This is a genomic window from Streptomyces sp. TRM64462, from assembly GCF_013362995.1.
Taxonomy (GTDB): domain Bacteria; phylum Actinomycetota; class Actinomycetes; order Streptomycetales; family Streptomycetaceae; genus Streptomyces.
In genome coordinates, this window is sequence record NZ_JABWDV010000014.1 from 1 (window position 1) to 12,550 (window position 12,550).

General features: G+C 73.1%; 10 protein-coding genes and 1 pseudogene. 5 read left to right on the plus strand and 6 right to left on the minus strand.

Annotated elements, in window-relative coordinates; all coding sequences use genetic code 11:
* Nucleotides 1-621 (minus strand): annotated as a pseudogene (locus tag HTZ82_RS00710) (hypothetical protein); the annotation flags it as partial.
* Nucleotides 622-1,116: 495 nt separating this feature from the next.
* On the opposite strand from HTZ82_RS00710, the gene HTZ82_RS00715 reads away from it, so the two are divergent.
* From HTZ82_RS00715 to HTZ82_RS00725, 3 genes are read left to right on the plus strand one after another with little or no spacing between them, the layout of a single operon-like run.
* Nucleotides 1,117-2,385 carry a sugar ABC transporter substrate-binding protein gene (locus HTZ82_RS00715; RefSeq protein ID WP_175407268.1) on the plus strand — a complete coding sequence of 423 codons (1,269 nt, stop codon included), beginning with the start codon at nucleotides 1,117-1,119 and terminating at the stop codon, nucleotides 2,383-2,385.
* Nucleotides 2,382-3,350 carry a carbohydrate ABC transporter permease gene (locus HTZ82_RS00720; RefSeq protein ID WP_254711539.1) on the plus strand — a complete coding sequence of 323 codons (969 nt, stop codon included), beginning with the start codon at nucleotides 2,382-2,384 and terminating at the stop codon, nucleotides 3,348-3,350. The genes HTZ82_RS00715 and HTZ82_RS00720 overlap by 4 nt, the downstream gene beginning before the upstream one ends.
* The gene (locus HTZ82_RS00725) at nucleotides 3,350-4,153 is read left to right on the plus strand and encodes a carbohydrate ABC transporter permease (RefSeq protein ID WP_175407269.1); all 804 of its coding nucleotides are present in this window, start codon (nucleotides 3,350-3,352) and stop codon (nucleotides 4,151-4,153) included. Before HTZ82_RS00720 ends, HTZ82_RS00725 begins: the two co-directional genes overlap by 1 nt.
* 46 nt (nucleotides 4,154-4,199) lie before the next feature.
* Here HTZ82_RS00725 and HTZ82_RS00730 read toward each other — a convergent pair whose 3' ends face one another.
* Nucleotides 4,200-5,171, minus strand: a complete 972-nt coding sequence (locus HTZ82_RS00730) for an LLM class flavin-dependent oxidoreductase (RefSeq protein WP_175407270.1) — start codon at nucleotides 5,169-5,171, stop codon at nucleotides 4,200-4,202.
* An 85-nt stretch (nucleotides 5,172-5,256) separates the two neighbouring features.
* Between HTZ82_RS00730 and HTZ82_RS00735 the strand changes: the two genes are divergently transcribed.
* On the plus strand, nucleotides 5,257-6,228 hold the full coding sequence (locus HTZ82_RS00735; protein WP_175407271.1) for a dihydrodipicolinate synthase family protein: 972 nt from the start codon (nucleotides 5,257-5,259) through the stop codon (nucleotides 6,226-6,228).
* Between the two features lie 50 nt (nucleotides 6,229-6,278).
* Here HTZ82_RS00735 and HTZ82_RS00740 read toward each other — a convergent pair whose 3' ends face one another.
* Genes HTZ82_RS00740 through HTZ82_RS00755 form a run of 4 tightly spaced genes read right to left on the minus strand, consistent with a single transcriptional unit; the run spans nucleotide 6,279 to nucleotide 11,122 of the window.
* Nucleotides 6,279-8,387, minus strand: coding sequence for a PQQ-like beta-propeller repeat protein (locus HTZ82_RS00740; protein WP_175407272.1), 2,109 nt, complete (start codon nucleotides 8,385-8,387; stop codon nucleotides 6,279-6,281).
* A gap of 10 nt (nucleotides 8,388-8,397) precedes the next feature.
* On the minus strand, nucleotides 8,398-9,186 hold the full coding sequence (locus tag HTZ82_RS00745; RefSeq protein ID WP_175407273.1) for an amidohydrolase family protein: 789 nt from the start codon (nucleotides 9,184-9,186) through the stop codon (nucleotides 8,398-8,400).
* Nucleotides 9,186-9,974, minus strand: coding sequence for an amidohydrolase family protein (locus tag HTZ82_RS00750; protein WP_175407274.1), 789 nt, complete (start codon nucleotides 9,972-9,974; stop codon nucleotides 9,186-9,188). Before HTZ82_RS00750 ends, HTZ82_RS00745 begins: the two co-directional genes overlap by 1 nt.
* Nucleotides 9,971-11,122, minus strand: a complete 1,152-nt coding sequence (locus HTZ82_RS00755) for a DegT/DnrJ/EryC1/StrS aminotransferase family protein (RefSeq protein WP_254711540.1) — start codon at nucleotides 11,120-11,122, stop codon at nucleotides 9,971-9,973. Before HTZ82_RS00755 ends, HTZ82_RS00750 begins: the two co-directional genes overlap by 4 nt.
* A 125-nt stretch (nucleotides 11,123-11,247) precedes the next feature.
* On the opposite strand from HTZ82_RS00755, the gene HTZ82_RS00760 reads away from it, so the two are divergent.
* Complete coding sequence (locus HTZ82_RS00760) at nucleotides 11,248-12,522, plus strand: hypothetical protein (protein ID WP_175407275.1); 1,275 nt, start codon at nucleotides 11,248-11,250, stop codon at nucleotides 12,520-12,522.
* The last annotated feature ends 28 nt before the right edge of the window (nucleotides 12,523-12,550 follow it).

Below are 12,550 nucleotides of genomic sequence, written 5' to 3' on the forward strand. Positions count from 1 at the left end.
CGGTGCGTCGGCTGCGGCGGGCAGGGCCGGCTCCGCGCCGTCGGACGAGTCTCCGGACGAGCCCCCCGGCACGTCCGTGGACGCGTCCTCCGAGCCCTTCGAGCCCTTCGAGCCCTTCGAGCCCTGCGAGTCCTGGGAGTCCTGGGAGCCCTTCGCGTCCTGGGAGCCCTTCGAGTCCTTCGAGTCCTTCGCCGGGTCCTCGGCCGGTACCTCGGCCTTCACCGCCGGCGGGGTGTCCTTCTTGATGTCGACGCCCGGCGGTGGCGCGTCGGGCCCGTGGGTGCAGTGGCCGCCGGTGGTGCGGTAGACGCCCGCGCAGGGGTCGCCATCGGGCGCAGCCTTGAGCCCGTCGAAGACGAGGCCCTTGCGGGGCTCGCTCTTCGGCGTCTCGGGGAGCGGCTCCGGCTCCTTGTCGCGGGCGGGCTCGGCCGCCGGCTCCGGCGCCGCACCGGGCGACGCGGCCGCCGGCTGGGCGAGGGACGGCGAGCCGCTCCCGGCCGCCGCGGTGTCGGCCTCCCCGTACAGGCCCTGGTAGGTCACTCCCCCGATGGCGGTGACGACGGCGACGGCGGCCGTCGCGAGTATCAGCCGGCGCGGCCTGGCGCGGTGAGTCTTCTTCATTCTTCGGCGTCCGGACACGAGTTGTGCACCTTTCCTTGGTCAGAGGACGGTGCGCGGAAGCCTGCCAGAACGCATGAACGGAGAATTCCGGCAAAGAGGGACCTGCCGAACGAGTCCGTTCCGTTACCGGACATGCGTAAATGATGAACCATCAAATCCCTTAAGAATCAAGGGAGTTACGCGCGTAGGCGCCGAGTGGTCCAGTCCTGTTTAAGGATGTCGTAACCGAATCGAGATAGCGCGCCGCGCTATTTGAAAAACTGTCAACGGAATTCATCACTCTGCGACAATGCCGCGGTCACAGGCCGTACGGAATCCCACCCGCATAATTGAACCGTCAATTGAATGGTCAAGGGAAATGACGTCTCATCAGCCTGCCGCCATCCGGCGGTCGTTGTGGGCCGCCCCGGCGGGCGGCGTTGACAGCCCCATACCGCCCGGTTACTTTCGGCCCAGGCCGAAACCTAGACGTCCCCAGGGCTTCCGGAGGCCCCCATGAAGACAGGGTTCACGCGCGCCACCGTCTCCCTCGCGACGCTCACGCTCACCGCCCTCGCGGCGGCCGGCTGCGGTGGTGGCGCCGGCGCCTCGGGGTCGGACCGGGTCACCGTCTGGATGTACCCGGTGATCATGGATCCGAAGGCCAACGCCGCCTTCTGGGACGGCATCGAGAAGGGCTTCGAGGCCTCCGAGAAGGGCATCGACCTGAACATCGAGCAGCAGCCCTGGGAGAACCGGGACCAGAAGCTCGCCACCGCGTTCGGCAGCGGCAAGGGCCCCGACGTGGTCCTCCTGATCCCCGACCAGATCCCGCAGTTCCAGGCGAATCGGGCGCTCCGCCCCGTCGACCGGGCCATCGAGCAGGCGCGCTCCGCGTACCGCCCCGCCGCCCTGGAGGCCATGACGATCGACGGCGAGGTCTACGCCGCCCCGATCTACCAGACGGTCACCAGCACGCTCTACAACAAGAAGCTGCTGGACAAGGCCGGTATGAAGGAGCCCCCGGCCACCTGGGACGCCATCAGGAACGCCGCACCCAAGCTGCGGCAGGCCGCGGGTGTCGCCACGCTCGACTACTCCGCGAGCAACGAGGCGTCGCTCAACATGAGCTTCTACCCGCTGCTGTGGCAGGCGGGCGGCCGCGTGTTCGACGAGAGCGGCAGGAAGACGGCGTTCAACAGCCCCGAGGGCGTCGAGGCGCTCACCTTCCTGGTGGACCTGTACAAGGCGGGCGCCGTGCCGAAGTCCGCCATGACCAACGCGAACCTCTTCACCGACCAGGCCCTCGGCAAGGAGCAGGTCGCCATGGGCTACACCAACACGCCCGCCGACGCGGCCCTCGCCGAGAAGGCCTGGGGGAAGGGCAACGTGATCGTCGGCCCGGCCCTGTCAGGCCCCGGCAAACAGGTCTGCTTCGGCCTCCCCGGCGGCCTCGCCCTCAACGCCCGTTCGCAGAATCCTTCCGGCGCCGAGAAGTTCGTGACGTACATGACGCAGCCCGCCCAGATCGCCGCCATGGGCAAGGCCGGCGGCTTCTTCTCGCCCCGCGCCGACGTCACCGTCCCCAACGACAGCCCGTACGCGCAGCAGTACGAGAAGGCGCTCGCGCACGTCCACCCGGGTGAGCCGCACCCCGCCGCCCGGCAGCTCATGGCACTGCTGTCACCGGAGATCCAGGCGGCCCTCACCGGCAAGAAGTCCCCGCAGCGTGCCCTGGCCGACGCGGCGAGGCAGGGCGACGAACTGCTGGCACGGCAGCGTTGAGCAAGGTCGAACCGCGCGCGACCGCGCCCGACGCTCCACCGGCCGCCGCGCCGCTCCCCGTCAGCCCCGTACGCGGGCCCCGCCGCGGCCGCCTCAGCCCGGCCCGCCGACGCGAGGCCCTGGCCGGTCTCGCGTTCGTCGCGCCGATGCTCGTGCTGTTCACCGTGTTCCGCTTCGGCCCCACCCTCGGCGCCGCGTTCCTCTCACTGACCGACTACCGCATCAACGGCGACTGGACGTTCATCGGCACCGCCAACTACACCCGGCTCATCGCCGACGACCTGTTCTGGGACAGCCTCACCGTCACCGCCGTCTACACCGCCCTGTACGTGCCGATGACGGTGCTGCTCGCCCTCGGCACGGCCGTGCTGCTGCACCGCACGCTCTGGCTGCGCGGCTTCTTCCGCGGCCTGTTCTTCCTGCCGTACGTCACGAGCGTCGTCCTCGCCGCCGTGATCTGGAAGTGGATCTACGAGGTCCAGGACGGACTGCTGAACTCCGCGCTCGGCGGGCTCGGCCTCGGCCCCGTCGACTTCCTCGGCAGCGAGCACCTGGTCCTGCCGTCCATCGCGGCCGCCTCCGCGTGGAAGGGCTTCGGCTACTCCATGCTGATCCTGCTCGCCGGCCTCCAGTCCGTGCCGCGCGAGATCACCGAGGCGGCCGTCATCGACGGGGCGACCGCCTGGCAGCGGTTCCGCTGGGTGACCCTGCCGATGCTGCGGCCCGTGCTGTTCTTCGTCCTCGTGATCGAGGCCATCCAGGCGTTCCAGGTGTTCGACGCGATGTACGTGATGACGGCGGGCGGCCCGGTCAGGGCCAGCTACTCCCTCGTGTACTTCCTGTACGACTCCGGGTTCAAGTTCTTCGACTTCGGCTACGCGAGCGCGGTCGGCCTCGTGCTGTTCCTGATCGTGCTGGTGTTCTCGCTGATCCAGCGCCGGCTCATCGGAAGGGAGACGGACTGATGGCGCGGCTGAGGCTGCCGGTCCTGCTGGTCCTGGTCGCCGTCGTGACCGTCACGCCGTTCGTGGTCATGGTCCTGGTGGCGTTCGCCCCGGCGGGCGGCCGGACGCTGCCGGATGCCCTCGACGTCACGCGGGCCACCTTCCGCAACTTCTCGGAGATCCTGGAGACCGCCGACATCACGCGCTGGGCGGTCAACTCGCTGGTCTACTCGCTGGTGTCGGTGCTGCTGATCCTGCTGTTCGCGTCGATGGCCGGGTACGCGTTCGCCAAGAAGCGGTTCCCGGGGCGCGAGGTGCTGTTCTGGGCGTTCCTGGCGACGCTGATGGTGCCGTTCCAGGCCACGCTCATCCCGTACTACCTGCTCGTGTCGGACCTGGGCGGCGTCGACACGTACTGGGGTCTGATCGTGCCGACGCTCGCCAACTCGCAGGCGGTTTTCCTGATGCGGCAGTTCATCGTGCAGCTGCCGGACGAGCTGTTCGAGGCGGCGCGGATCGACGGCGCGTCGGAGTGGCGTGTGTACACGACGGTGGTGCTGCCGCTGATCCGGCCGGTCCTCGCCACGCTCGGCGTGTTCGTCTTCCTATGGCACTGGAACGACTTCCTGTGGCCGCTGGTCATCGGCCAGTCGGAGGCCATGCGGACCCTGACCGTGGGCCTGGCCACCCTGGAGGGCGAGAACGTGACGATCAACCAGATGATGGCGGGGGCCACCATCACGGTGATCCCCTGCCTGCTGGTGTTCGGGCTGCTCCAGCGCTATCTGACGGACTCGGTCGCCACCACCGGCCTCAAGTCGTGACTATGGCCGTGGCTCAGCCGTGCCTCAGCCGTGGCTCAGCCGCGGCTCAGGAGGTCGCCAGCTCCCCGAACGCCTCGATGGCCTTCAGGGCGTCCGCCTGCGCCATGCCGGGCGGCTGGACGCGCAGCACGATCCCGTCGGCGCCCATCTCCGCGTACCGCCCGATCCGGTCGGCGCACTCCTCGTACGAGCCGATGACCGACCGGGCCGCGATGTCCTCCCACGGCTGGGCGTAGCGGGCCGCGTCGGCCGAGGTGCGCTTCCAGTCGCCGTACGCGTCGTACAGGCGGCGCAGCGGGCCCTCCAGGGCGGCGCGGGCCTGCTTGGTGGTGGGCGCGGCGTACCCCTCGCGGCAGACGATGACCTCGGCGCCGAGGCTGCGGGGGCCGCGCGGGGCCGCCCGGTACAGGGCGATCTTCTGCGGCAGCTCCTCGTCGGTCTCGTTGAAGGACGTCGTCCAGCCGTCGCAGAACAGTGCGGTGCGTTCGAGTGCGGCCGGCACGCGTCCGCCGTTCCAGACGCGGGGGCGGGGGCGCTGCACGGGCCGCGGGGACAGGAACGCGTCCGTGAGGGTGTGGCGGCGGCCTTCGTGGGTGACGGTGTCCTCGCTCCACAGCCGCGTCACGATCTCGACGCACTCCTCGAAGCGGGACACGCGCTCGTGGGGCCGCGCGCCGTACAGGGCGAACTCCTCGGGCCGGTAGCCGAGCACGAACCCGGCGGTGAGCCGGCCGCCGGAGAGCACGTCGATGTGGGCGAGAGACTCGGCGAGGTGCACCGGATGGTGGACGGGCGCGATGAGCCCGGCCGTGGCCAGGCCGATCCGCTCGGTGTGCGCGGCGAGGTAGGCCAGTGAGGTGACGGCCTCGTGGTAGCCGGGCCGGTGCAGATGGCGTTCGCCGAGTACGGCCCAGGTGAACCCGGCCTGTTCGGCGAGGCGCACCTGTTCGACGGCGTCGGCGAGACGGGGCCGGTCGTCCTTGTGGGCGTAGAGGTTGACGTACAGGCCGAGTCGCATGGGAGCGTGATCCCTTCCTTTACGGTCCAGGCCGTAAGAGCTAGCGTGGCGGGCACGACCGCGAAGGACAACAGGAGCGTGCCGCATGTCGGTGACTCACCTTGTCGAACGGGTGCGCGGGACGGTGCTGCCGGCCGTCGTCACGCCGATGGACGCGCACGGCACGGTGCACTTCGGGGCGCTGCGCCGGTACGCGGAGCGGATCGCGGCCGGTCCGGTGGGCGGGGTCGCGGTGTGGGCCCACACGGGGCGCGGCCTGTACCTGTCGGACGCCGACCGGGACCGGGTGCTGCGCGTGTGGCGGGAGGTGCTGGACGCCCGGCTGCCGGTGGTGGCGGGGGCGGGCGTGCCGCGTTCGGCCGGGCGGGTGGGGGCGCGGGAGGCGGCGGACGCGACGGCCGCGATGGCCGTGCGGGCGGCGGAGGGCGGCGCGGACGCTGTGATGGTGTACCCGCCGGCGTGGCTCGACGGGGACGGCGACGCGGCGGTGGCGCTGCACGAGCGGGTCGCGGCGGAGTCGGGGCTTCCGGTTCTCGGTTTCTTCCTGCACGGCGAGGCGGGCGGCTACCCGTACCCGCCGGAGCTGGTGGCACGGCTGCTGGAGGTGCCGTCGGTGGCGGGCGTGAAGCTGGCGACGCTGGACCGGGCGATGGCCTGTCAGGACGCCATCGACGCGGCGGTGGACGGGAAGCTGGTGGTGACGGGCGAGGACCGGATGTTCGGGCCCTCGCTGATGTGGGGCGCGGACTCGGCGCTGGTCGGCATCGCGGCGGCCCGGGTACCGCTGACGGCCGCGGTGCTCACGGCGTGGCGGAAGGGCGACCACGGGGCGTTCGTCCGGGCGTCGGGGCGGCTCGACCGGTTCGCGAAGGTCACGTTCCGTGCGCCCCTCGAGGGGTACGTACGGCGGATGCTGTGGGCCGCGGTGTGGGAGGGCCTGGTCCCGGAGGAGGCCGCGCACGACCCGTACGGGCCGGGGCTGCCGGACGCGGAGCGCCGGGCCGTCGTCGCCTGCCTGGAGGCGCTGGCGGAGGACGACGACGGGCCGGTCGCGTGAATCCGGGGCCGTCGGCGCGTGAGCCGTACGGCCTGGTGCGTCGGTGTGTGTCAGTTGGCGAGGAGGGCCTTGAGGATGGCCTCCACGGGCTTCTTCACGGGTGACTGATCGACCATCGGGCACGACGGGTCGAGCCGCAGCCGGGCCAGGTCACGGGACGACATGCCCCAGGCGTGCCAGGACGTCCTCTCCCAGGCGAGCTGCGGCGGGTTGTACCAGCCGTTGCCGAGGCCGCCGGCGGCCTGCTCGGCCTCGGTGAGGCCGGGCCCGATGCGGTACACGGCGCCGCCGAAGACGGCCGCGAAGACATGGCCGAAGTGCACGGACAGCTCGCCGTAGCTGGGGAGCTGACCGGTCGCCAGGATCTGCTTCGTATCCAGGTCCATGGCGAACCAGACGCCCGCCGCCCGCTTGTAGACCCCGTACAGCACACCGCCCAGCACCTCGATGTGCTGGAGGCTGGCGTAGCCCTCGATCGGCGCGTGCTCCCACAGCACCCGCCGGCTGCGCAGGTCGAAGGCGGCGACCGTGGCGCTGGGCCGCGCCGGGGGCACGCTGCCGCCGCCCCAGGTGTCGCCCGCGAGGTACGCGATGCGGTGGCCGCGCCGGTCGTCGAGCGCCACGGACATCACGCTCTGGTCCGGGATGACGCCCCGGTGCACGGTGAGGGTGCGGGCGCGGCGGTCGACGAGGGTCAGTGCCCCGGCGAGCCCGCCGGCGGGCGGTGCGCTGGCGAGCAGCAGCAGGTTGTCGTCGGGCGCGTGGGCCAGGTCGGTGGGGCGCTGCTGGTCGTGCAGGACGAACCCGAGGGAGCGGATCCTGCCGAAGCGCGGTTCGATCTCCAGGACCTCGGTGCTGGGGTACATCGCCGCGTACACGAGCCCGTCGACGACCCGCATCGCCTTGGGCTCCCCGGGGATGCGGATACGGCGCGCTGTGCCCCGCTCGGGGTCGTGCGTGGTGAGCGAGTAGTGGCCGCCGACGTGGACGGCCGCCCCGATCGGGTGGGCGTCGCGGGCGATGGACTGGACGGGGTCGGGGCCGGACAGGCCGATGTCGATGAGTTCGAGGAGGTCGGCGGCGCCGGTCGCGAGGTCCAGCCACCACAGCCGGCCGCTGCCGGCCGCGCCGAGCAGCGTGCCGCCCGCGCCGCCCGGCAGCGGCAGGAGCGCGCGGTGCTCGTCGCCCGACGCGGGCGTGGCGACGGGTACGAGCCGATCGCCGTCGCGCCGGTAGACGGTGCCGGTGGGGCGGCCGACGCAGTACAGGGTGCCGTCGGGGGTGGTCGCCATGGCGTCCACGAGCCGTTCGGCGGCGGGGATCGGGAGGACGTGCGGGTCGCTGCCGTCCTGCGCGAGGTCGACGACGGTCCGGCCGAGTGAGCCGATGACCCGGCCGTCGTGCGCGAGCAGCGCGGACGCGCCGCCGTACGGCTCCGGGGTGAGCGTGCCCAGCCGCGCGCCGGTGGCCCGGTCGTACGCGACGACATGGCCGTGCGGGAGGGTCGCGCCGTACACGTACGTCTCGTCGGCGGCGATGCCGCGCACGTACTGCTCGCCGGCCATGGCGCGGCCCAGGTTCCGCAGGACGCCGGTGTCCGGGCGGTACTCCCACACCTCGCCGCGCGGGTAGGTGCCGGCGTACACGGCGCCGTCGGGCGCGGTGGTGAGGCACCACACGAAGCTGCCGGTGGGGCCGAGGGTGCCGATGCGGGTGGTGGCGCCGGTGGCGGGGTCGAGGCGGTACAGGTCGGAGTACGGGTAGGTGCCGATGTAGACGTGGCCGCCGGAGACGGTGGTGGCCCAGCCGCCGTCGCCGCGGTCGAGGCGGACGGTGCGGACGAGCCGGCGGGTCCTCAGGTCGATCTGGCCGACGAGCGGCGGGTTCTGGCCGCGCGCCACGACGTAGGCGTAGTCGCCGAGGACGGTGGCGCCGACGATGGCGGCGGTGTACGAGGCGACACCGTACGGGGTGGTCTGCGGCCCGGAACAGCGGCCGGCGGCACCGGCGGCCGAGCCGGGAGCGGGCTCGGAGGCGGGCTCGGGGAGGGAGGCGGGGGCGGAGGTGGGGTTCGGGGCGGCTTCGGCGGTGGTGAAGGGGGCGGCCCAGGCGGTCACGGCCAGTCCCGCACCGGCGTTCAGCAGTCGCCTGCGTTCCATACGGCTCTCCTTAGGGGGTGGTGAGCTCCGGGGGCGAGGGCTCCGAGGCGGGGAGCTCCGAGGCAGGGAGCTCCAGGCCGAAGAGGTCGGCGGCGTTGCGCCACAGGACGCGGTCCAGTTCGTCGGGCGTGAAGTGGGCGTCGCGGATGACGCCGAGGGACACGCACGGGTCGATGAGGGTGGCGTCCGTGCCGAACAGCAGCCGCTCGACCGGGACGCCGGCCTCGCGGGCGTACGCGATGCGCCCGGCGTCGGTGGCGGTACGGCAGTGCTCCAGGTACAGCCGGTCGCAGGCGGCCGCGGCGTGCGCCGCCTCGCGCCACGCGTCGCCGCCGGCGTGGCCCATGACGACGCGCAGTCCGGGGCGGGCCTCCAGCAGCTCGGGCAGCAGGGTCACCTCGCGGCCCCAGGTGTGCAGCAGCAGTGGGACGCCCGCCTCCGCGACGACGTCGAAGGCGGCGGCCATCTCCCGGGAGCCGGGGAGCCGGCCCGGGTAGTGGGTGTGGATCTTGGCGCCGACGAACCGGCCGGTGTCGAGGCAGCGGCGCAGGTCGGCGGCGCTCTCGTCGATGCGGTTGGGGTTGACGACGGCGTAGCCGTGCAGACGCGGGCGGGTGGCGAGCGCCTTGTGCAGGGCGGCGTTGCCGGCGACCGCGTCGTACACGACCGCCTCGGACGCGGAGACGATCTGGAGGTCGATGCCGTACCGGTCCATCTGCCGGAGGTTGGTGTCGGCGTCGCCGGTCGTGAGATGGAACTGCCAGCGGCCCACATGGGCGTGTACGTCGATGATGGGCATCAGGCGAGCAGCTCCTCGACGTTCCCGGTGGCGATCGCGGCCCGGTCGGTGTCCGCGATGTCCGCGTAGCGCAGCTTCAGTGTCTGGGGCGAGATGTCCATGAAGGGGGTGCGTGACCCGAAGACGAGATGGCGGGGGCCGACGGAGTCGACGACCCGTTCGATGGAGTCGGGCCCGGACAGCATGCGGGTCGTGGCCTTGAACCCGGGCTCGTCGCGGGCCAGGAGGAGGAAGTCGGCCAGCAGGTAGGCGTGCAGGTCGAGGAAGACGACGTTCGCCCCGTACCCGGTGAGGGGCGGGCCGAAGCGGCGCGGGTCGCCGTCGTGCAGGAGCACCATGCCGCGCTCGACGGCCAGTCGCACCACCCTGCGGTAGCCGGGGAAGTCGGGCTGGGCGGCCTGCTCGACGGTGAACAGGCGCAGGAACCGCACTCCGGCGGCGGCGAGTTCGTCGAGGCGGTCGTCGGCGGTGAGCGCGTCCCGCACGTCGACGGTGCCGACGGGCCGCAGGCGCGGGTCGCCCGCGAGGTCGCGGAGCGTCTCGGCGTTGCCGGCGGCGTCGTCGAACAGGGGGCCGCGTGTGGACAGGGCGAGCGCGCCGGCGACGGGCGACGCGGCGAGGTGGGCGCGCACGGCGGCGAGGCCGGTGTCGCGGTGGTGGCGGGGCCAGGGGCCGTAGAGGACGTCGACGTCCCAGCCGATGTGCTCCTGGGGGGTGGGGTGCAGCCAGGGGTAGGGCGCCTGCTCGGGCGCGGCCTGCCGCCGGATCCGCTGGTCGGTGCTGGTCATGCGGTGGCCGCCTTTCGCAGGGCCCCGGCGACGCGGTCGGCGTCGGCGGTGGTGTAGCCCTCGTTCCAGGGCAGGACGAGAAGGGTGCGGTCGATGAGCCGCTCGGCGCGGGGGCAGAGGCCCGGCGGGTGTCCGGCGAGCGCCGGGTTGGCGTAGAGGGGCCGCTCCAGGTAGCCGGGGAGCGCGGGAACGCCGAGGGCGTCGAGTGCCTTGGCTGCGCGGGCGTTGTCGTCGACGAGGAGGGGGACGACCCACCAGGCGTGCCCCTCGTACGGGGTGCCGGAGGCGGTGGCGAGGCGGACGCCCGGGACGGCGCCTTCGGCGACGGCGCCGGCGAGGCGCCCGGCGGAGGTGCGGCGGCGGGTGAGGAGGCCGGGCAGCCGGGCGAGCTGGGCGCGGGCCACGGCGGCGACCAGTTCCGTCATGCGGTAGTTGAGGCCCATGGTGCGGTGGATGCGGCCTTCGGAGCGGTCCCAGCCCTTGTCCATGAACAGCCGCATACGGCGGGCGAGGTCCGCGTCGTCGGTGACGGCGAGGCCGCCGTCGCCCGCGGTGATGTGCTTGTACTGCTGGAGGCTGAAGCAGGCGATGTCACCGGCGGTGCCCAGCAGCCGGCCGGGCGGCCCCGCGGGGTCCTCGCCCAGCCAGGCCTGGGCGCAGTCCTCGATGAGGAGCAGGCCGTGCCGGTCGCAGATCTCGCGGAGCCGTACGGTGTCGGCGGCCCCGCCGAAGAGGTGCACGGCGATGACGGCCTTGGTACGCGGGGTGACGGCGGCCTCGACGGCGTCCGGGTCGAGGTTGCCGTCGTCGGCCCGTACGTCCGCGAAGACGGGGCGCGCGCCCTGGGCGACGACGGGCGCGACCGTACCGAAGTCCGAGAGGGGCGTGGTCACCACCTCGTCGCCCGGCCCGACACCCGCGGCGGCGACCGCGAGGTGGAGCGCGGCGGTGCCGGAACTGCACGAGACGGCTTCGGCGCGCCCGTACAGCGCGGCCATCTCGGCCTCCAGCGACCGGGTCTCCCGGCCGAAGGCCCCGCACAGCACGCCCGAGTCGAGGACCCGGAGCACCGCTTCACGTTCCTCCGGGCCGAAGGTCCTTCCACAGGGGTCGAGGGCGGTGGGCAGCGGCATTTCCCGTTGCGGCATCGGGGGCTTATCCTCTCGGCAGCACGCGATTATGGCCTGGGCCGAAAGTAGAACCCCGGTGGACGGCGGTCAATCAGGCGTGACGCGGCAAACTGACGGAGCTTCAGCAGAACGGAGACCGGCCCATGCCGCTCACGGTCGGCGTGATAGGGCCCGAGGACCTGGTGCGCAGAGTGGTCGCGTACGGAGGCGGGACGGGGACGGGGGCGGCGGCGCGGGCCGGAGGGTCTGACGCCGGGTTCACCCGCCCGCGGCTGCTGCCCGTGCCGTACGGCCATGAGGACGAGACGGGTGAGGCCGTCCTCCGCGCGCGCGGATCCCGCGCCGACGCGCTGCTGTTCACCGGTGTCGTCCCGCACGCGCGTGCCGACGCGGAGGGGCTGCTCGACCGGCCCGCCCTGTACGTGCCGTACAGCGGGGCCACGCTGCTGCGCGCGCTCGTCGGACTGCTGCGGCGGGGCCACGACGTGTCGCGGGTGTCCATCGACACGCTGCGGCGCGCCGACGTACGGGACACGCTGGCGGAGGCCGAGCTGCCCACGGACGGGGTCCGGGTCCTGCCGTACCGGCCGGGCCTGACGTCCCGTGACCTGGTCGCCTTCCACCGGGACGCGCGGGACGCGCACGGCTGCCGGGTGGCCATCACCTGCCTGGGCTCGGCGTACCGGGCGCTGGCGGCGGACGAGGGGACGCACGCGGTGCGGCTCGCTCCGTCGCGGCACTCCATATCGGCGACGCTCCGGGCGCTGGTCCTCGCCACGGAGGGGCTGCGCGGCGGGGACGCCCAGGTGGCCCTCGGCATCCTGGACCTGCCACCGGGCGAGGACGTCCTGCCGGCCGAGTGCGCGGCCGTGCTGGGCGGCAGCCTCGCGGAGCTGCCGGACGGCCGGCGGCTCGTCGTGACGACGCGCGGGGCGCTGGACAAGGCGACCGACGGGTTCACCCGTCTGCCGTTCCCGGCCGACGCGTCGTCGTGCCACGGCCCGGCCCACTTCGGCTTCGGCCTCGGCCGCACGGCGGCCGACGCGGAGGCCCTGGCCCGCCGCGCCCTGAACCGCGCCCGCGCGGTGGGCCCGACGGCCGGGGTGGTGTCCTTGCCGGACGACGTGGACTTCGTCCTGTCGACGGGGTCAGCGGCGTGGGGCACGGCGGGCACGGCGGTCGCTCACCGCGTCGGGCTCAGTCCCGTCACCGTGGACCGGCTGCGCGAGCTGGCCGCCGCCGGGCCCGCCGGCGCCGGGGTGACCGCGCAACTGGTCGCCGACCACCTGTCCGTACAGCCCCGCACCGCCCGCCGGATCCTCAAGCGCCTCGAACGGGCCGGCGCCGCCGTGCCTGTGGGCAGCCTTCAGCAAGGCCGCACCGGCCGTCCGCCGACCGTCTACCGCTTCCACCTGTAGGTCGTGTCCGGCGGATGTTCCCCACCCC

Bases quoted from the DNA above. Each gene is read 5' to 3' on its own strand.
- HTZ82_RS00745 (WP_175407273.1), bottom strand. From the start codon at position 9,186: ATGCCCATCATCGACGTACACGCCCATGTGGGCCGCTGGCAGTTCCAT.
- HTZ82_RS00755 (WP_254711540.1), bottom strand. From the start codon at position 11,122: ATGCCGCAACGGGAAATGCCGCTGCCCACCGCCCTCGACCCCTGTGGA.
- HTZ82_RS00750 (WP_175407274.1), bottom strand. From the start codon at position 9,974: ATGACCAGCACCGACCAGCGGATCCGGCGGCAGGCCGCGCCCGAGCAG.
- HTZ82_RS00740 (WP_175407272.1), bottom strand. From the start codon at position 8,387: ATGGAACGCAGGCGACTGCTGAACGCCGGTGCGGGACTGGCCGTGACC.
- HTZ82_RS00715 (WP_175407268.1), top strand. From the start codon at position 1,117: ATGAAGACAGGGTTCACGCGCGCCACCGTCTCCCTCGCGACGCTCACG.
- HTZ82_RS00760 (WP_175407275.1), top strand. From the start codon at position 11,248: ATGCCGCTCACGGTCGGCGTGATAGGGCCCGAGGACCTGGTGCGCAGA.
- HTZ82_RS00730 (WP_175407270.1), bottom strand. From the start codon at position 5,171: ATGCGACTCGGCCTGTACGTCAACCTCTACGCCCACAAGGACGACCGG.
- HTZ82_RS00735 (WP_175407271.1), top strand. From the start codon at position 5,257: ATGTCGGTGACTCACCTTGTCGAACGGGTGCGCGGGACGGTGCTGCCG.
- HTZ82_RS00725 (WP_175407269.1), top strand. From the start codon at position 3,350: ATGGCGCGGCTGAGGCTGCCGGTCCTGCTGGTCCTGGTCGCCGTCGTG.